Origin of the sequence: Paenarthrobacter sp. 2TAF44 (assembly GCF_052114885.1) — a bacterium.
In the GTDB taxonomy this organism is placed as follows: Bacteria; Actinomycetota; Actinomycetes; order Actinomycetales; family Micrococcaceae; genus Arthrobacter.
In genome coordinates this window covers 26,719-44,723 of record NZ_JBFRFP010000028.1, presented here as the reverse complement: position 1 = coordinate 44,723, position 18,005 = coordinate 26,719, and the positions used below count along the sequence as shown (strand labels likewise).

The window sequence follows — 18,005 nt, the reverse complement described above, 5'->3', positions numbered from 1 at the left end:
AAATTGGGGTTTGCCAGCGTTTCCAGGGAAGTGAGTCTTTCAATGCCACAAGGCACCAATTCCGCCACGACCGGCCCAGCCTCGCCGGCCGTGACAGGCATCAAGGAGCAGCGCGTCACCAAGCAACGTCTGGCCGTCAGCGCAGCGCTGGATGAATTGGACGACTTCGTCAGCACCCAGGAACTGTACCGCCTTCTGCAGAACAAGGGCATCTCCGTATCCCTTGCCACTGCCTACCGCATCCTGCAGTCACTTGCCGATGATGGACTCATTGATGTCCTGCGCAACGGGGAGGGCGAAGCCGTCTACCGACGCTGCACCGTCACCGGACACCACCACCATTTGCTGTGCCGGAACTGCGGCAAAGCAGTGGAAGTTGAAGCCCCGGCGGTTGAGACCTGGGCGGCCCGAACAGCCGCTGAGCATGGCTTCACCGAGGTGGCGCACACTGTGGAGATCTTTGGACTGTGTCCTGAATGCACAGCCAAGAAGGCGGCGGGAAAGCTCTAGAGAGCGCCGGCTGGCTGCTCCCGTGATACGCGGCCGTTGAGGCCACGGTTGGCCCGCACCCGCCCGATTAAGCGGCACACTACGTAAATAAGGAATGACAACGTGGTGACATAGGGGCTGATGGGTATGCGGCTGCCAAGGGCAAGCAGAATTCCACCCACCGTGGCAGCGATCGCGAACACAACACTCAAAAGCACCACCAGGCGTGGTGAAGTGGTAACCCTGAGTGCGGCAGCGGCCGGTGTGATGAGCAGTGCCAAAACCAGCAGTGCGCCCACGATCTGGATGGACAAAGCCACACTGATCCCCAGCAGCACCATGAAGCCTATCGCCAAGCCGCGAACGGGAACACCACGCGCTTCAGCCATTTCAGGGTCCACGCTGGCAAAACTGAGCGGGCGCCAGATCGCCACGAGGGCAATCATCACCAGGATCGCCGTACCCGCGAGTGCCTGAAGCTGGACAGTGTCCACGGAAACGATCTGGCCGGTGAGCAAGCCGAATTTGTTGGCGGCACGGCCCTCATACAGGGCAAGGAACAAGATGCCCAGGCCTAGCCCAAACGGCATGATGACGCCAATGATCGAGTTCTTGTCCCGGGCCCTCACACCCATGAATCCCAGCAGCACTGCCGCAGCCACTGAACCGATCAGCGAGCCGAAAATGATATCGGCACCGATCAGCAGGGCAAAAGCCGCACCTGCAAAGGACAGCTCAGAGATGCCATGGACGGCGAACGCCAGGTCCCGCTTCATCACGAACGTGCCAACGAGTCCGCCAAGAAGTCCCAGGACAGCCCCGGCCCAAATGGAGTTTTGAACCAGCACCAGCAATTCGCCGTAGTTCTCAAAGTTAAAGATGGTCTGCAGGATTCCATTGAGGTCCATTTAGAACTCCTGCCCAGCTGCGGCGTGCGCGTCGTCATGGAAGTGCGTGGTCGCGTCCGGAAGCCCGACGACGACGATCCTTCCGTTGGTGTGGATGACCTCCACATGGCTGTTGTACAGCTCGGACAAAACTTCAGTAGTCATGACTTCCTGTGGCGTCCCCACACGGAAATGGCCGCCGGCCAGGTAGAGCACGCGATCAACGTAGTCGATCACGGGATTGATTTCGTGCGTTACGAAAACGACGGCACTGTTCCGGGCATGGCATTGTTCGTTGATGAGTGAACTAACGCCCTGCTGATGATGCAGGTCCAAGGACAGCAACGGTTCATCACAAAGGAATACCTGAGGTTCCGTGGCCAAGGCTTGGGCCACTCGAAGCCGTTGTTGCTCTCCACCAGACAACTGCCCCACAGGCACTTTCGCGTAGTCCGAGGCTCCCACCAGCTCCAGCAGTTCATCGATCCGCTGGTTTACCTTCCTTGAGGCCAGCCGCATACCCCACCGGTGGCCGTCAATGCCGAGCCCTACCAGGTCTCGTGCACGCAAAGGCGTATCCGGCGCGAAGGACTTTTGTTGGGGAATGTAACCGATCCGTTTGCTTCCCCGCTCCACCGGATGCCCACCCAAGGCAACCGTTCCTGACTTCAGTTCCTGAAGCCCCAGGAGGACCTTCAGGAAGCTGGTCTTGCCGCTGCCATTGGGGCCGAGGACGGCAAAGAACTCCCCCGGATTTATGTCGAGATCAAGATCGCGCCAGAGTGTCCTCTTGCCGAACTGAAGGCTCGCTCCGCGGAGGCTCACTACGGGTGTCAAAAGTTGTCCTCGATTCATGCGTTGCTGGCGAACGCAACTAGTGGTGGCGCCTTACGTTTGATGCCTGAGCTGGTACAGGAGTCCTTGCTGGTTCGGGATTCTGTGCTGGTAAGAGACAGAGGGCCCCGCAGCCATCCTGAATATCTTAGGACGCCGACAGGGCCCCCACCGCAAGGGGAGGTGAGGAAATCTACTTCTTGAGTGCTGACGAGATGGATTCCACGTTGTCTGTCATCCACTGCACGTAGTCCTTGCCCTCCGGCAGGGTCTCAGTGAAGTTCACTACCGGCACGCCCGCAGTCCCGGCAGCCCGCTTTACGGACTCGGTCTGCGGCCCTTCCGTCTGTTCGTTGTACGCCAGCAGCCGGACACCTCCGGAGCCCACCAGGTCTGTCGTTTCCTTCAGGACCGACGCCGGCACATCGATTCCCTCTTCAATCGCTGCACTGTAGGCCTCCGGAGTCTTGTTCTCCAGTCCGGCCGCTGCCAGCAGGTACAAAGGAACGGGCTCGGTGATCGCCACGGGAGCGTGGTCGTTGGCTTCCTTGAGGGCAGCAAGCTTCCCGTTGAGCTCAGTCAGCTTCGCCTTGAAAGTGTTCGCGTTGGTTGTAAACGTCGATGCCGATGCCGGATCCAGGCTGCCGAGCTTGCTGGCGACCGCGTCGGCGAATTTGCCCATCGTGTCCAGGCTGTACCAGACGTGCTCGTTGAATTCGCCGTGGTCATGATTGTGGCCCTCTTCGGAGGACGCACCTTCGCTGTGGCTTTCCTCTTCGGGAGCCAACCCCGAGACCTCAACGGCGCTGATCATATTTTCGTGGCCAACGTTTGTCTCATCGGCAATTTTGTGGAGGAATTCGTCATATCCTCCGCCGTTCTCCACCACGACCTTGGCTTTGGAGATGACCAGTTTGTCTTGCGCACTGGCTTCGTAGGAATGCGGGTCCTGGCTCGTCTTGGTGATGATCGCGTTCACGTTGACCTTGTCCCCGCCAATGGCCTTCACGACGTCCCCGTAAACATTCGTGGAGGTCACCACTTCAATGGCCCCTGTCGATGACGACGGGGTTCCTGCCCCGGCGCTACCGGAACAGGATGAAAGCAACAGGGCGGCAAGGCCTGCAGAAGCGGCCAACGACACGCGGGCGACGGAACGACGCACGGAAACCTCGGATCTACTCAAATGAGAATCAAGAACATTTATTGGTTGGGTTTCAGCTTAGCTCTAAATGGGAATGATTCCTATTTAGCAAGGGCTTGCGCCGACCACCGAGGCCGGCGCAAGCTTCAATTTCCCGCTATTGCTGGGTCTGCGGACCGCCAAGCCGCCGTATCCCCGTGGCCTGCGTAGCATCCCGGATCTCGCCCACCAATTGCTCGATCACGTCCTCAAGGAACAAAACGCCCTGTGTCGCGCCGCCTGGTCCAACCACGCGGGCCAGGTGCGATCCTGTCCGCTGCATCACAGACATCGCCTGCTCAATCTCATCCTCCGGGGAGAGGTTCGCCAGGGAACGGATCCGCCCCTCGGCAATCGGATGGCGGCGACCCTCCTCAGGTATGGAGAGGATGTCCTTGACGTGCAGGTACCCGGCGAGTTCGCCGTCGTCGTCCACCATGGGGAAGCGAGAGAAGCCGGTACGGCTGACCGCCTTTTCCAACTCGACGGGAGTCGACGCTGTCCTCAGCACCACCAGCTTGTCCAACGGAACCATGATGTGCGACGCCGTATGTTCGGAGAACTCCAAGGCACCACTGAGCAAACCAGCGTCATCGTCCACCAGGCCGTGCCGTGTGGATTCCTGCACAATCGACTGGACTTCCTCAAGGGTGAACGAAGATGACACTTCGTCCTTCGGCTCGATCCGCATCAATCGGAGGATGTGGTTCGCAAGCCAGTTAAGGGTCCAGATCACTGGGTTGACCACGCGGCCGATAAACACCAGCGGCGGCGCCAACAGCAGGGCCGCCTTGTCCGCTACGGACACCGAGATGTTCTTGGGGACCATCTCTCCGAACGTCACATGCAGGAACGTGACAAATAGGAGCGCAATCGCAAAGGCGATGACATCCGCCAACTCCATCGGAACGCCAACCATCTCAAGCGGCTCCGCCAACAAGTGATGGATAGCCGGCTCGGCAACCTGGAGAATCAAGAGCGAGCACACGGTGATGCCCAGCTGGGCGCAGGCCAGCATCAGGGACACACTTTCCATGGCCCGCAACGTAGTTTGCGCCCGCTTTGACCCAGCTTGCGCCAAAGGCTCAATCTGGCTGCGGCGTGCGGACATGATCGCAAATTCCGCACCCACGAAGAAAGCATTGCCGATCAAAAGAACCACGAGCCAGGCAATTCCTGCCCAGTCACTCATACGGCACCTGCTTCATGGCGATCATTCTGCGTGTCCTCAACGGCCGCTTCATCTTCCTCAATGTGGCGGAAGCAGATCCGGTCAATTCTCCGACCATCCATCCTGGTCACGGTCAGCGTGCCGCCCCCGGCCTCCACCACATCACCCACCTTCGCGATACGACCAAGCTTGCTCATCACGTAGCCACCAACAGTTTCGTAAGCAGGCTCGTCGGGGACAGTCAGGTTGGGGATTTGCTCGGATACCTCATCCGGCCTCAGCAGTCCAGGGAAGTACCAGTCGCCGGATGCGCTCTGCAAGAGGCCCGGGCGGACCTTGTCGTGTTCGTCGGAGACCTCCCCAACGATCTCCTCAACCAGGTCTTCGAGGGTTGCGATCCCGGCAGTGCCACCATATTCATCCAGAACCACAGCCAGTTGCAGGTTTCCTTCGCGCAGTTCGGAGAGGAGGGCGTCCAAATGGATGGTCTCGGGAACGCGAAGCACATCCGTCATGATTGCCCCGGCCTGAAGCTTCGCCCGGCGATCTGCCGGCACGGCAACTGCTTTCTTAATATGGACCACCCCACGGATGTCGTCGGCCGAGTCACCGATCACCGGGAAACGGGAGTATCCAGTCCGCCGTGCGGCGTCGAGGATGTCGCTCACAGGCTGATCAGCGTCAATCGTTTCCATCCGGATGCGTGGCGTCATGACATCGGCCGCAGTGCGGCCAGAGAAATTCAGGGTTCGCGCCACAAAGTTTGCTGTGCCTGCATCCAGCGTGCCGAGCTCCGCGGAACGCCGGACAAGTGAAGCCAGCTCGGCAGGAGTCCGTGCCCCCGAGATTTCCTCTTTCGCTTCAAGCCCAAACAAGTTCAATACCTTGTTGGAGAAGCCGTTCAACACGACGATGGCGGGCTTGAAGATGGCCGTGAAAATCAGTTGCGGACGGGCAAGCTTCCTGCCCAGCGGAAAAGCAAGGGCGATCGCCATATTCTTGGGCACCAGCTCGCCCAGGAGCATCGACAACAGAGTGGCGAAAGCCATTGCGAGAACAAGTGCTATGGAATGTGCGACTTCCGGGGTGAGGCCAAGGAGGCCCAGGGGCCCCACCAGGAGCTGTCCCACAGAGGGCTCCATCACGAAACCCGTCAGGAGCGTGGTCAGCGTAATGCCAAGTTGGCAGCTGGAAAGCTGCGTGGACAGGGACTTCAAACATTTCAGCAGCGGAGCTGCGCCGTGATCGCCGTTGTCTACTGCGCGCTGAACGCTCGCCTGGTCCAGGGCAACGAGGGAAAACTCAACTGCTACAAAGAAGCCGGTGCCAAGAATCAGGGCAAAGCCGGCAAGGAGGAGAAACCATTCCACTTAGCGCTTCCCTCCAAGGGCAGGCGCTTGCAGTGCGGAACTTGCCCTCGAGGGAGAGATTCGCCCAGGCGGAGGCTGATCGGGTGCCGCAGACGCATGGTCCGTGGCGCCACCGGCTTGGAACGCCGGCGCGTGATGGGCATGTGAACGGGTATTGCCGGCTCGAGGGGTGCGCTGTGCGGAGTTGCCTGATCGGCTCCCCCGACAGCTCCCAGGCCGGCACCTAGATTTACTGTCCATAAGGGTTTCAGTCTACAGGGCAGGTTCCGCGGGCCCATGCAGCGGTCCCTCCCCCCGGGAAATGGAGCGCCGGAGCATTACGTCGGCCTCAACATGATTTAGGTCACCACTATTGGCAGTTAACCAACGATCCTAACTAGACTGACAAAGGTCTGAGTTCGCGGGACCCGGACCCTGGTGCATTGTTGCGGAAAAGCAACCTTGACCAGCGGGAAATCAAAACTCATGGAAGAGGCGTATTTCAAGTGCCAGAGCAGCCCAGCCACCGTCTACCAGAGGAATTTGGCGGAAACGAGTGGCTCGTTGACGAACTGTACGAGCGGTACCAGCAGGACAAGAATTCGGTCGACGCCAAGTGGTGGCCGCTCTTCGAATCCTTCGACACCGGTGACGGCACTTCTTCCAACGGAACCTCCGCAGCCCCCACCGCTGCCAATCCCCCCACCCAAGTACTTCCCGTGGTAGCTCCGGCTGCAGCGGCACCGGCACCGGCGCCGGCCGCTCCTGAAGCTGCCCCTGCGACCACCCCTGCCGCTGCTGCTTCCGGTGAACCGGCAGTTGCGGCTCCGGCGAAGAAAGCCCCGGCCACGGTTGCCAAGGATGGAGCAAAGAAGCCCGTCGGCGGCAATGCTGCACAACCGATTCCTGCCCAGCTGCCCAAGAGCACCAAGGCGCCCACCGCTCCCGAGGAGGACGTCGTTTCCGTCCTTCGCGGACCGGCGAAGGCCATCGCTACCAACATGGTGACCAGCCTTGAAGTGCCTACTGCCACCAGCGTCCGGGCAGTTCCGGCCAAGCTGCTGATCGACAACCGCGTTGTCATCAACTCCAACCTTGCACGTGCCCGCGGCGGCAAGGTGTCCTTCACGCACCTCATCGGCTACGCGGTTGTCCGCGCCCTCTCCCAGTTCCCGTCGATGAACGTCTACTACGACGAAATTGATGGCAAGCCGAGCGCTGTCCAGCCTGCCCACGTCAACTTCGGCATCGCCATTGACATGCCCAAGCCCGATGGCACCCGCCTCCTGATGGTTCCCAACATCAAGAAGGCCGAGACCATGGACTTTGCCGAGTTCTGGCACACCTATGAGGACCTCATCAAGCGAGCCCGCAACGGCAAGCTCACGGCGGACGACCACGCCGGCACCACGGTCTCCCTGACCAACCCGGGCGGCATCGGCACCGTTCACTCTGTACCGCGTCTCTCCAAGGGACAGGCAGCCATCATCGGCGTCGGCGCCCTTGACTACCCGGCCGAGTTCCAGGGTGCCAGCGAGAAGATCATCGCCCAGAACGCCATCAGCAAGATCCTCACGCTGACCTCCACCTACGACCACCGGGTTATCCAAGGCGCAGGCAGCGGCGAGTTCCTCAAGCTGGTCCACCAGCTCCTCCTTGGTGCGCAGAACTTCTACGACGAAATCTTTGAAGCCCTCCGCATTCCGTACGAGCCCGTCCGTTGGAGCCCTGACCTCCAGGTTGACCCAGCAGATGAGATCAACAAGGTTGCCCGGATCCAGCAGCTGATCCACTCCTACCGTGTCCGTGGCCACCTCATGGCCGACACGGACCCCCTGGAATACGTCCAGCGCAAGCACCCGGACCTGGACGTCCTGACTTACGGTCTCACGCTCTGGGACCTGGACCGCGAATGGCCTACCGGTGGCTTCGGTGGCAAGTCGCAGCTGAAGTTCCGCGACATCCTGGGCGTACTCCGTGATGCTTACTGCCGCACCACCGGCATCGAGTACATGCACATCCAGGAGCCGGCGGAGCGTAAGTGGTTCCAGGACCAGCTGGAGCACCCGTACTCCAAGCCGAGCCGCGAAGAGCAGCTGCGCATCGTTTCCAAGCTCAACGCAGCCGAGGCTTTCGAAACTTTCCTCCAGACCAAGTTCGTCGGACAGAAGCGCTTCTCCCTCGAAGGCGGCGAGTCGCTTATTCCGCTCCTTGACGCTGTCATCTCGGACGCTGCCGACGACGGCCTGGACGAAGTCGCGATCGGCATGGCCCACCGTGGCCGCCTGAACGTGCTCACCAACATTGCAGGCAAGACCTACGCACAGGTGTTCCGTGAATTCGAAGGCACCCAGGACCCTCGCTCCGTCCAGGGGTCCGGCGATGTGAAGTACCACCTGGGTACTGAAGGCACCTTCACCTCGGACAACGGCAAGCAGACCAAGGTCTACCTCGCCGCCAACCCGTCCCACCTTGAAGCAGTCGACTCTGTGCTCGAGGGCATCGTCCGCGCCAAGCAGGACCGACTGGATCAAGGCGAGTCCTTCCCGGTCCTGCCCATCATGGTTCACGGTGACGCTGCATTCGCAGGCCAGGGTGTTGTCGCCGAGACCCTCAACCTGTCCCAGCTGCGTGGTTACCGCACCGGTGGCACCATCCACGTGATCGTGAACAACCAGGTTGGCTTCACCACGGCGCCGTCCTCTTCGCGTTCATCGACGTACTCCACGGATGTTGCCAAGATGATCCAGGCTCCGGTGTTCCACGTGAATGGCGACGACCCCGAAGCCGTGGTGCGTGTTGCGCAGCTCGCCTACGAGTTCCGCCAGCGCTTCCACAAGGACGTCGTCATCGACATGGTCTGCTACCGCCGTCGTGGTCACAACGAAGGTGACGACCCCTCGATGACCCAGCCGCTGATGTACAACCTGATCGAAGCCAAGCGTTCGGTCCGCAAGTTGTACACCGAATCGCTGATCGGCCGTGGCGACATCACCGAGGAAGAAGCAGAGCAGCTGCTCCGCGACTACCAGGAACGTCTTGAGCGTGTCTTCGCTGAGACCCACGCTGCGCAGACCTCGCCCATCCCGATCATCACTGCGGACTCCGCGGCTGTTTCGGACATCGAGCGGCCCATCGCCCAGCAGGCCGACTTTGGAACCAATTCCCCGGCTTCCACTGCGGTTTCCACTGAGACCCTTGCCCGCATCGGCAAGGCCCACCTGGAGATCCCGGAGGGGTTCACAGTTCACTCCAAGCTCAAGCAGCTCCTGGAGAAGCGGGAGCAAATGTCTCGTGAAGGTGGCATTGACTGGGGCTTCGGCGAGATCGCGGCCTTCGGCTCGCTGATCATGGAGGGCGTTCCCGTCCGTCTGGCCGGCCAGGACTCGCGCCGCGGTACCTTCGTGCAGCGTCACGCAGTGTTCCACGACCGCGCCAATGGCAATGAGTGGCTGCCTCTGGGCAACCTCTCGGACAACCAGGCCAAGCTGTGGATCTATGACTCCCTGCTGTCCGAATATGCGGCCATGGGCTTTGAATACGGATACTCGGTGGAGCGTCCCGACGCCCTGGTGCTGTGGGAAGCCCAGTTCGGTGACTTCGTCAACGGCGCGCAGACGATCATCGACGAGTTCATTTCCTCCGCTGAGCAAAAGTGGGGCCAGCGTTCCTCGCTCGTCCTGATGCTGCCGCACGGCTACGAAGGCCAGGGGCCTGATCACTCATCCGCACGCATCGAGCGATTCCTGCAGCTCTGTGCAGAGGACAACATGATCGTGGCCAACCCGACCACGGCCGCGTCGCACTTCCACCTGCTGCGCCGCCAGGCCTACAGCCGTCCGCGCAAGCCGTTGATCATCTTCACGCCGAAGCAGTTGCTCCGCCTCAAGGGCGCCGCGTCCGCCGTCGAGGACTTCACCACGGGCGGCTTCCGGCCAGTCATCAGTGATCCCGAAGTAGAGGCTGCCAACGTGGACCGGGTCATCCTGGTCTCCGGCCGCTTGTACTACGATCTCCTGTCCAACCGACAGAAGTCCGGGGACACCTCGACCGCAATCATTCGCGTCGAGCAGCTGTACCCGCTGCCGAAGGCCGAAATTGATGCAGAGCTCGCCAAGTACCCGAACGCTGACATCGTCTGGGCGCAGGATGAGCCCGCCAACCAGGGTCCGTGGCCGTTCATGGGCCTGAACCTGGCACCGGTGCTGGATCGCAGGCTCCGCCTCGTGTCGCGTCCGGCGTCTGCGTCCACCGCCGCAGGCTCCATGAAGCGCCACGCTGCTGAGCAGGATGCCCTGATCAAGCAGGCGTTCGAACGCAAGTAGCCAAAAAAACTGCCCGGCCGGAGGTGCTGTCAATGCACCTCCGGCCGGGCAGTTCTGTTTAATGGGACAGGTACCCGGTTCATCAAGCCGGCCGCAGATCCAAAAGCCGTGCAAGGACCGTAACGAGTGTGAAGAGGTAACCGTGGAAGACAGGAAGCTGCGCATTGCGGCTGTAGGAGATGAATTGCTCGCCGGTTTGGGTGACCCCCGCGCCTTGGGTTGGCTGGGAAGAGTGCTGGCCCGTACGCCCCAGGACACCGTGGTGGTGGAAAGCTTCTCACTCCCCTGCCCCATGGAAGGCACAGAGGGTTTGGCCTCGCGATGGCAGGACGAAGCCGGCCGCCGTTTCAGCGACTCGCACGAGAACCGGCTGGTCATAGGACTCTCCGGCCGTGACCTGGAATTCGGGCTTTCAACGGCGCGAAGCCGTTTGAACCTTGCAAACATTCTTGATGGAGCCTCGCACAGTGGCGTCGAAGTGTTCGTGGTGGGCCCTCCGCCCACCCTTGATCCGGCGCGCAACAAACGCCTGGCCGATCTCAACACGGCATTTGCGGATGTCACCACCCGCCGCAACCACCACTACGTCGACACTTTCTCTCCGTTGCTGAACCACGAGCAATGGAGGACGGACCTCGCAGCCAATGGGGGGACACCAGGACAGGCCGGCTACGGATTGATTGCGTGGCTCGTGCTGCACCGCGGCTGGTTCCAGTGGCTTAACATCGCGCAGCCGGAGTAGCCCTCTCAGAAAACCATTGCATTCCCTTCATTCGCGATATATCGTGTTTTCATCAACGCGATATATCGCAATTTGGAGGGATAATGTCTGACGAACTTTGGACCGTGACAGGCCCACAAACAATTGATGTGGACGATGTCCACTCGCTCAAACTTGGAATAGTCAAGGGCAGGTTCGACGTCGTCACCCATGACGAACCCTTCGTCCGGATCGAGGTCAGCGAGATCAGCGGCGACCCCCTGACCATTACGCTGGTGAACGGCCGCTTGGAGGTACGCCACCAACTCCAAGGACCACAAGGTTGGTTCCGAAACCTGATGGGTACGGTCAACAACACCAGCACCAACTCCGTAGTGGTCGGGATCGCGCTTCCGCGTGGAGTGGACGTCGAAGCGGGAACAGTAAACGGCGATGGCATGGTCTCCGGCGTCAACGGACGGATCCGGCTCAACACAGTTTCGGGCTCCGTCATGGCTGACGGGACCAGCGGTGAATTGCACGTCAACACCGTCAGTGGCGAGGTCATCGCCAGAAACCACGACGGCGTCCTGACCGCCAAGAGCGTGTCGGGTGAAGTCACCGCCTCAGGCAAGTTCAAGAACGTCCGGGCAAGCACGGTGAGCGGGGACCTCAGCTTCGACCTCCACGACTACACCAACGACCTCGGAGCCAATTCGGTGTCAGGGGACCTGACCATCCGGCTGCCGCACGACATCGGCTTGGACATCGTTGCCAAGTCCGCCAGCGGCACCGTCATCATTGATGACCAGATGTATGCCCAGCCCGGAAGTAAGGTGCAGACCATTGTGGGTCCGGATGAGAGGCTCATGCTCGTACGGACGAATACGGTCTCAGGCAAGACTTACATCATGCACGGTACAGCGCCGGCATCCGAAAATGACCGCCCGATGCCTGGGGAGGCTGGTCTCTGATGCCTCCTGTTTTTGCGCATGGAGCCCTGCGCTTGTACCTTCTGGCACTGCTTGAGTCAGGACCCAAGCACGGATATGAGCTCATCAAGGCATTGGGTGACCGGTTCGGCGGTACCTACTCCCCCAGCGCCGGGACGATTTATCCGCGGCTCGGGAAACTGGAGGAGGAAGGCCTTGTGGCTACCGAGACGGAGGGCCGGCGAACAAAGTACTTCATCACGGAAGCGGGGCTGGCGGAACTGAACCGTCGGCGGCAGGAGCTTGCCGGCGTCGAGGATAATATCTCAGCCTCCGTGCGGCGGCTGGCCGACAACCTGCGGGAAGACATCAGAACCAACATGCGTGGGCTGAAGGCAGATCTTGCCGCTACGGCTGAGGCCGCGCGCAGCACTGCGACAGCCGCCGCCTTCCAAACCAGAACGGCGGGCTTTTCTCCTGAGGGCCACCGAATGCTCAAAGAGGCCGAGCTCCTGGTCCAATCATTCCGGGATGACATCCGCGTTGAGTTGCGTCAACACAGCGCCTCACACCCCCTGAATCCTGTAACCCTTGAGACAGTGCGTGCAGTGTTGGACCAAGCCCGCATCTCCATCAGGAATTCGCTGCGGAGCTGACAATCGTCCAACCCGGTTCGCGACCGAACGCCCGGATGTGCGAAACTGGAGGGCAGCTCTATTGAGTATCAATCATTGAAGGAGGCCAGCTATGAGCAAGCGTGCACGTAAGCGTCGTGACCGTAAGCGCGGCGGCGCGAACCACGGCAAGCGTCCCAACACCTAAGCCATCGGCTTAGCGTCAAGGCTTAACAGCGAGGGCCCCGGAAACCATACGGTTTCCGGGGCCCTCGGCGTTTGTGGCCTTTTACCTGGCCCATTGCTGGATCAGCGGCGTTGGATCAGGCCTCAACGGGCTTGATGGAGTGGATCCGGTCAAGTATTGAGTTCTTGAGGTTCTCCGGCGCGGACTCTGTGCACGAACGCTTGACCATGGTACGGATAAGGCACTCAAGGTCATACTGCTCAGCACATTCCTCGCAGGTGTCCAAGTGCTGCTTGATCTCTGTGAGGTCCTCACGGGTCAATGCGCCGTCGAGGTACTCATAGATCCGCTGCATCCGTGTATCGTCGCAATCGCCCAATCCTTGGCAGTCGCTCATTGCTCTTTCTCCTGATTGTTGCTCCCGGCCGCGGCCTGGTCTTCGGTGTGGGCCTTGAAGCCCCGTTCTGCGGCGTAATCCGCCAGCATGTCCCGCAGCATTTTCCGGCCGCGGTGCAACCGCGACATGACTGTGCCGATCGGGGTGTTCATGATTTCGGAAATCTGCTTGTAGGCATATCCCTCGACGTCGGCGAAGTAGACAGCCAACCGGAATTCCTCCGGGATGGCCTGCAAGGCGCTCTTGACATCGGAATCGGGCAGGTGATCCAAAGCTTCAGCCTCTGCCGAGCGCAAACCGGACGAGGTGTGCGACTCAGCCTTTGCCAACTGCCAATCCTCAATCGTGTCCGAGTTGGACTGCAGCGGTTCACGCTGCCGCTTCCGATAGAGGTTGATGTAGGTATTGGTCAGGATCCGGTAGAGCCAGGCCTTGAGGTTGGTCCCCGGCTTGTACTGGTGAAAAGCCGAAAACGCCTTGGTGTAAGCCTCTTGCACGAGGTCCTCGGCATCTGAGGGATTCCGTGCCATCCGCATCGCAGCTGAATACAGCTGGTCCACGTACTGCATGGCGTCGCGCTCGAACCGCTCCCGCCGCTGTTCGGGAGTTTCCGTGGCGATATCGACGTCGGCCGGTACCGATGCGTCGGCTGTGCTGTCCTCCGGGGACGAGTCGGCTGCTTCGTACATGGCCGCTGCGGCCGGTTCAATGGTGCTCATCGTTGCCAAGTCTACTGTCAGCTTCCGGGAATCCCCCTGTGCAGGATAGCCAGCCTCCAGCAGACCCACACGGTCCTTAACCAAGGTCAAAAAACCAACTCCGTTCAGCGAAGCGGCAACACCATGCCGCGGCCCGGTCTTCACCGTGCCTGTTGTTCACAACGGCAGCCGCTGGGTAAATATTCCGCAAAGGTGCAAGACTAGAGCAGACTGCACCCCTTGAACACAGCACTTAGTGAATAACGTCATGAATCAACATGACAAGCCATCCAGGAGGCAAGACATGTCTGTTATCCGTTTTCTCGCGCGGCCGATGCTCGCGTCCAGCTTCGTCATCGCAGGTCTGGACAAGCTCAAGAACGCGGACGACACTGCCAGGCAATTGTCCCCGGTCCTTCGCCGCGCCTCGGAGTCACTGCCCTTCCCGACTGATGAGAAAGTCCTGGCCCGGGTAATCGGTGGCGCGCAGCTGGGCGCCGGCGCTTTGCTTGGCCTTGGCAAACTCTCCCGCTTCGCGGCAACGGTCCTGGCGTTGACGTCCGCACTGAACTCCTATGTGGAGTGGCGCTCAGCTGACATCAGCACGAAGGAAGGCCGGAACGCCCGCCGCGCCCAACTCCTCAAGAACATTTCCCTGACGGGTGGCGTTTTGCTGGCCTCCGTAGACACAGAAGGCCGCCCCAGCCTTGCATGGCGGGCTGAACACCTGGCAGCCGATGCCAGGAAGGCCACCGGCAAGCAGCTCAAGCGGGCAGACAAAGCAGTACGCAAGGCCGTAGACAACGCAGTTGGAGCATAAGGAAGCATGACAGGTACCACCGCAGCAAACACGGGCTCAACACACTCCGTCGACACCCTGCCCCTTTGGGCGGCTCCCTACGCCACCGGGCCAGTGGATGCCACAGTGACGGTACCGGGCTCAAAATCGCTCACCAACCGTTTCCTGGTCCTTGCCGCATTGGCCGACGGTCCGTCCCGCCTGCGAGCACCCCTTCACTCCCGTGATTCCGTCCTGATGATTCAGGCGCTCAGGCAGTTGGGTGCCACCGTTGCCGAGGTACCCGGCGATGGTGATTATGGACCGGACCTTGAGATCACGCCTATGGATCCTTCAGCTTCGGGGGCGGAGACTGCCATCGATTGCGGCCTTGCCGGGACAGTCATGCGCTTCGTTCCACCTTTAGCTGCGCTACGCAATGGTCCAACCACGTTCGACGGCGACCCCCACGCCCGTAAGCGGCCCATGGGGACCATCATCGAGGCACTCCTCGCCCTGGGAGTTCCTGTCGCCACGGAAGGCGGCAGGACGCCGTCGGCCCTTCCCTTCTCGGTGGATGGCACTGGCGAGGTTCGGGGCGGCCACCTGGTAATCGATGCCAGCGCCTCCTCCCAGTTCGTCTCGGCCTTGCTGCTGGTAGGCGCCCGCTTCACCGAAGGCCTTCACCTGGAACACGTAGGCAAGCCGGTCCCCAGCCTGGACCACATCAATATGACCGTTGCCGTCCTTCGTGGAGTCGGCGTCAAGGTGGACGATTCAGTCCCCAACCACTGGCGAGTCGCGCCCGGCCCCATTCACGCCTTCGACCAGCGGATCGAACAGGACCTTTCCAACGCCGGCCCGTTTCTTGCCGCAGCCCTCGCGACCCATGGCACCGTCAGGATCCCCAACTGGCCCACCCAAACAACCCAGGTGGGTGACCTCTGGCGTAGCATCCTGGTTGAAATGGGAGCTACGGTGACACTCGAAAACGGCACGCTCACCGTGAAGGGCGGACCTGAAATAAAGGGCGCCGACTTCGACGAGACCAGTGAGCTCGCGCCCACGGTCGCTGCTCTGTGCGCCTTGGCTACAGGTCCTTCGCGACTGACCGGCATCGCGCACCTTCGTGGTCATGAAACCGATCGGCTCGCCGCGCTGGCCGCTGAAATCAATCGGCTCGGCGGGGATGCAGAAGAAACAGCCGACGGCCTCATTATCCGTCCGGCCATTCTGCACGCAGGCGTCGTCCACAGCTACGCTGATCACCGCATGGCTACGGCGGGCGCTATTTTGGGGCTCGCCGTTGAGGGCGTTCAGGTGGAGGATATCGCTACCACGTCCAAGACGATGCCCGAATTTCCGCAGATGTGGGAGGCCATGCTGCAGCACGGCACAGGCGATGACTTGACCGTCACCAGTGAGGCCAGCAACTGAGCATGGGTCGCGACGCAAGCTCTTGGGACGAATCCGATGTCCGGATCCGTCCGAATAAAAAAGGATCAAGGCCCCGCACCAAGGACCGTCCCAGTCATGATGACGCGGTCATTGGCCGGATTATCACGGTAGACCGCGGGCGCTACACCGCCATCGTCGGTGAAGACTCGGCGGATGAACGCATCATCATCGCTGCACGCGCGCGTGAACTGCGACGAAACCCCGTTGTCCCCGGCGATTTCGTCGCCTTGGTGGGCGACGTATCGGGAGAGCCGGACACCCTTGCGCGGCTCGTCCGCATAGAGGAGCGCAAGACGCTCCTCCGGCGCAGCGCTGATGATACCGACCCCATCGAACGAGTCGTGGTAGCCAACGCAGACCAACTTGTGGTGGTGGTCGCCGCGGCCAATCCGGAGCCGCGAACCGGCTTTATTGACCGCGCCTTGGTTGCAGCCTACGACGCCGGGATCGAGCCCCTGCTGCTCGTCACCAAAGCAGATGTCAAGGATCCTGCAGAGTTGTTGTCGAATTATCTCAGCCTGGACTTTCCCATCATCATCAGCCGTACCGCCGACGATGAAGCGTCCGGTATCGATGCCCGCTCGGACGACGGACTGTCCGCGCGGCTGGACAGCCGCGCCGTTGCCGAATTGCGGGCCCACCTTGATGGAAAAGTGACTGTCATGCTGGGCCATTCAGGCGTCGGCAAGTCCACTATGGTTAACGCCCTGACCGGAGCCGAGCGGGCCACCGGTGGTGTCAACGCCGTCACAGGGCGGGGCCGGCACACGTCGTCGTCGGCGTTGGCCCTGAAGCTGGCAGACGCGCCTCCAGGTAGCTGGATCATCGATACACCCGGTATCCGCTCCTTCGGACTGGCGCACGTGGACCCCGACCGCATCCTGCATTCCTTCCCCGATTTGGAACCGGGCACCGAAGCTTGCGATCGCGGCTGCAAGCACGATGCCAACGCCATCAATTGCGGACTGGACGCGTGGGTGAACGAGGGACACGCCGGTCCTTCCGGGGTGACCCGCTTGTCTTCGCTCCGGCGGCTGCTGGGCGCGGACCCGCGTTTGGAAGCGAAAGAGACCAAAGAACTGGGTACCGTCAACTAAGCATTGGTGCAAGGCGATCCCAACTGCAGGGAACGTTTCACGATAGTTTGGTGGCATGACCCAACCCGTTTCCAGCTACAACGATGACCTCCGACTGGCCCACGTGCTGGCGGATTCCGTGGATGCCCAAACCATGGACCGCTTCAAGGCCTTGGATCTGCAGGTCGAGACCAAGCCTGACCTCACGCCAGTGACGGATGCCGACAAGGCTGCGGAAGAAGCCATTCGTGGCCAATTGTCGCGCTCGCGCCCCCGTGACGCCGTCCTCGGCGAGGAGTTCGGCAGCAGCGGCCACGGCTCCCGGCGTTGGATCATCGACCCCATCGACGGCACCAAGAACTTCGTTCGGGGAGTTCCTGTATGGGCTACCCTGATCGCACTTGTTGACGAAGGCGAGCCGGTCGTCGGACTTGTCAGTGCTCCGGCGCTGAGCAAGCGTTGGTGGGCAGCAAAGGACATGGGCGCCTATATGGGCCGCTCCCTCGCGTCAGCCACCCGGCTCAAGGTGTCAAACGTTTCGCAGTTGGCAGATGCTTCAATGTCATATTCCAGCCTTTCCGGTTGGAAGGAACGCGGCAATCTGGACGAGTTCCTGGGGTTGACCGAAGACATCTGGCGCACGCGGGCCTATGGCGACTTCTGGTCCTATTGCCTGGTAGCTGAGGGTGCCGTGGATATCGCCTGCGAGCCAGAGTTGAATCTCTACGATATGGCAGCATTGGTTCCCATCGTGACGGAAGCCGGCGGCCGCTTCACGTCGTTGGAAGGCGAGGACGGCCCCTTTGGCGGCAACGCCCTGGCCACCAACTCCATCCTGCACTCAGAGGTCCTCAAGCGGCTAAACCCTGCTCTGGATGACCTCCTCTGACCCGGCGGCACCAACAAGCCAACCGGCTTTGCATAGAA

General features: G+C 60.9%; 17 protein-coding genes. 10 read left to right on the top strand and 7 right to left on the bottom strand.

Annotated features, from left to right (window positions below; genetic code table 11):
• Positions 1 to 42: 42 nt before the first annotated feature.
• Positions 43 to 510: a Fur family transcriptional regulator gene (locus tag AB4Z15_RS21375; RefSeq protein ID WP_442003823.1), complete on the top strand. Its 468-nt coding sequence runs from the start codon at positions 43 to 45 to the stop codon at positions 508 to 510.
• On the opposite strand, the gene AB4Z15_RS21370 is transcribed toward AB4Z15_RS21375, so the two are convergent.
• The 5 genes from AB4Z15_RS21370 to AB4Z15_RS21350 form a co-directional block, all read right to left on the bottom strand.
• Positions 507 to 1,397: a metal ABC transporter permease gene (locus tag AB4Z15_RS21370; RefSeq protein WP_442018854.1), complete on the bottom strand. Its 891-nt coding sequence runs from the start codon at positions 1,395 to 1,397 to the stop codon at positions 507 to 509. The two genes, AB4Z15_RS21375 and AB4Z15_RS21370, sit on opposite strands and share 4 nt — an antisense overlap.
• A complete protein-coding gene (locus AB4Z15_RS21365; protein WP_442018853.1) occupies positions 1,398 to 2,231 on the bottom strand; it encodes a metal ABC transporter ATP-binding protein in 834 nt (277 codons plus the stop codon).
• 172 nt (positions 2,232 to 2,403) lie between these two features.
• Entirely contained in the window at positions 2,404 to 3,396 is a 993-nt protein-coding gene (locus AB4Z15_RS21360; protein WP_442018852.1) for a metal ABC transporter solute-binding protein, Zn/Mn family, read from the bottom strand.
• A 115-nt stretch (positions 3,397 to 3,511) separates the two neighbouring features.
• Positions 3,512 to 4,585 (bottom strand): hemolysin family protein, encoded by a 1,074-nt coding sequence (locus AB4Z15_RS21355; RefSeq protein WP_442018851.1) that lies wholly within the window; start codon positions 4,583 to 4,585, stop codon positions 3,512 to 3,514.
• Positions 4,582 to 5,934 (bottom strand): hemolysin family protein, encoded by a 1,353-nt coding sequence (locus tag AB4Z15_RS21350; RefSeq protein ID WP_442018850.1) that lies wholly within the window; start codon positions 5,932 to 5,934, stop codon positions 4,582 to 4,584. The genes AB4Z15_RS21355 and AB4Z15_RS21350 overlap by 4 nt, the downstream gene beginning before the upstream one ends.
• Positions 5,935 to 6,419: 485 nt before the next feature.
• Here AB4Z15_RS21350 and AB4Z15_RS21345 point away from each other — a divergent pair, with 485 nt between their 5' ends.
• The 5 genes from AB4Z15_RS21345 to AB4Z15_RS21325 all read left to right on the top strand — a co-directional run bounded on the left by AB4Z15_RS21345 (position 6,420) and on the right by AB4Z15_RS21325 (position 12,692).
• Complete coding sequence (locus AB4Z15_RS21345; RefSeq protein ID WP_442018849.1) at positions 6,420 to 10,238, top strand: multifunctional oxoglutarate decarboxylase/oxoglutarate dehydrogenase thiamine pyrophosphate-binding subunit/dihydrolipoyllysine-residue succinyltransferase subunit; 3,819 nt, start codon at positions 6,420 to 6,422, stop codon at positions 10,236 to 10,238.
• Positions 10,239 to 10,380: 142 nt separating this feature from the next.
• Positions 10,381 to 10,980 carry a GDSL-type esterase/lipase family protein gene (locus AB4Z15_RS21340; protein WP_216923989.1) on the top strand — a complete coding sequence of 200 codons (600 nt, stop codon included), beginning with the start codon at positions 10,381 to 10,383 and terminating at the stop codon, positions 10,978 to 10,980.
• An 83-nt stretch (positions 10,981 to 11,063) separates the two neighbouring features.
• A complete protein-coding gene (locus AB4Z15_RS21335) occupies positions 11,064 to 11,912 on the top strand; it encodes a DUF4097 family beta strand repeat-containing protein (RefSeq protein WP_442018848.1) in 849 nt (282 codons plus the stop codon).
• Positions 11,912 to 12,526 (top strand): PadR family transcriptional regulator, encoded by a 615-nt coding sequence (locus AB4Z15_RS21330; RefSeq protein ID WP_442018847.1) that lies wholly within the window; start codon positions 11,912 to 11,914, stop codon positions 12,524 to 12,526. The genes AB4Z15_RS21335 and AB4Z15_RS21330 overlap by 1 nt, the downstream gene beginning before the upstream one ends.
• A gap of 91 nt (positions 12,527 to 12,617) precedes the next feature.
• Positions 12,618 to 12,692 carry a 50S ribosomal protein bL37 gene (locus AB4Z15_RS21325; protein ID WP_369299106.1) on the top strand — a complete coding sequence of 25 codons (75 nt, stop codon included), beginning with the start codon at positions 12,618 to 12,620 and terminating at the stop codon, positions 12,690 to 12,692.
• 115 nt (positions 12,693 to 12,807) lie between these two features.
• Here AB4Z15_RS21325 and rsrA read toward each other — a convergent pair whose 3' ends face one another.
• A complete protein-coding gene (gene rsrA / locus AB4Z15_RS21320; protein ID WP_216923992.1) occupies positions 12,808 to 13,068 on the bottom strand; it encodes a mycothiol system anti-sigma-R factor in 261 nt (86 codons plus the stop codon).
• A complete protein-coding gene (locus tag AB4Z15_RS21315; protein ID WP_442003815.1) occupies positions 13,065 to 13,877 on the bottom strand; it encodes a sigma-70 family RNA polymerase sigma factor in 813 nt (270 codons plus the stop codon). The genes rsrA and AB4Z15_RS21315 overlap by 4 nt, the downstream gene beginning before the upstream one ends.
• Before the next feature lie 193 nt (positions 13,878 to 14,070).
• On the opposite strand from AB4Z15_RS21315, the gene AB4Z15_RS21310 reads away from it, so the two are divergent.
• The 4 genes from AB4Z15_RS21310 to hisN are packed head-to-tail and all read left to right on the top strand — an operon-like array spanning position 14,071 to position 17,967.
• Positions 14,071 to 14,586 (top strand): DoxX family membrane protein, encoded by a 516-nt coding sequence (locus AB4Z15_RS21310; protein WP_442003814.1) that lies wholly within the window; start codon positions 14,071 to 14,073, stop codon positions 14,584 to 14,586.
• 6 nt (positions 14,587 to 14,592) lie between these two features.
• On the top strand, positions 14,593 to 15,981 hold the full coding sequence (aroA, locus tag AB4Z15_RS21305) for a 3-phosphoshikimate 1-carboxyvinyltransferase (RefSeq protein ID WP_442018846.1): 1,389 nt from the start codon (positions 14,593 to 14,595) through the stop codon (positions 15,979 to 15,981).
• A gap of 2 nt (positions 15,982 to 15,983) precedes the next feature.
• A complete protein-coding gene (gene rsgA / locus AB4Z15_RS21300) occupies positions 15,984 to 17,099 on the top strand; it encodes a ribosome small subunit-dependent GTPase A (RefSeq protein WP_442018845.1) in 1,116 nt (371 codons plus the stop codon).
• Positions 17,100 to 17,154: 55 nt separating this feature from the next.
• Positions 17,155 to 17,967, top strand: coding sequence for a histidinol-phosphatase (gene hisN / locus AB4Z15_RS21295; protein ID WP_442018844.1), 813 nt, complete (start codon positions 17,155 to 17,157; stop codon positions 17,965 to 17,967).
• The last annotated feature ends 38 nt before the right edge of the window (positions 17,968 to 18,005 follow it).

Bases quoted from the DNA above. Each gene is read 5' to 3' on its own strand.
- AB4Z15_RS21375 (WP_442003823.1), top strand. From the start codon at position 43: ATGCCACAAGGCACCAATTCCGCCACGACCGGCCCAGCCTCGCCGGCC.
- AB4Z15_RS21370 (WP_442018854.1), bottom strand. From the start codon at position 1,397: ATGGACCTCAATGGAATCCTGCAGACCATCTTTAACTTTGAGAACTAC.
- AB4Z15_RS21365 (WP_442018853.1), bottom strand. From the start codon at position 2,231: ATGAATCGAGGACAACTTTTGACACCCGTAGTGAGCCTCCGCGGAGCG.
- AB4Z15_RS21355 (WP_442018851.1), bottom strand. From the start codon at position 4,585: ATGAGTGACTGGGCAGGAATTGCCTGGCTCGTGGTTCTTTTGATCGGC.
- AB4Z15_RS21335 (WP_442018848.1), top strand. From the start codon at position 11,064: ATGTCTGACGAACTTTGGACCGTGACAGGCCCACAAACAATTGATGTG.
- AB4Z15_RS21330 (WP_442018847.1), top strand. From the start codon at position 11,912: ATGCCTCCTGTTTTTGCGCATGGAGCCCTGCGCTTGTACCTTCTGGCA.
- rsrA (WP_216923992.1), bottom strand. From the start codon at position 13,068: ATGAGCGACTGCCAAGGATTGGGCGATTGCGACGATACACGGATGCAG.
- AB4Z15_RS21310 (WP_442003814.1), top strand. From the start codon at position 14,071: ATGTCTGTTATCCGTTTTCTCGCGCGGCCGATGCTCGCGTCCAGCTTC.
- aroA (WP_442018846.1), top strand. From the start codon at position 14,593: ATGACAGGTACCACCGCAGCAAACACGGGCTCAACACACTCCGTCGAC.
- rsgA (WP_442018845.1), top strand. From the start codon at position 15,984: ATGGGTCGCGACGCAAGCTCTTGGGACGAATCCGATGTCCGGATCCGT.
- hisN (WP_442018844.1), top strand. From the start codon at position 17,155: ATGACCCAACCCGTTTCCAGCTACAACGATGACCTCCGACTGGCCCAC.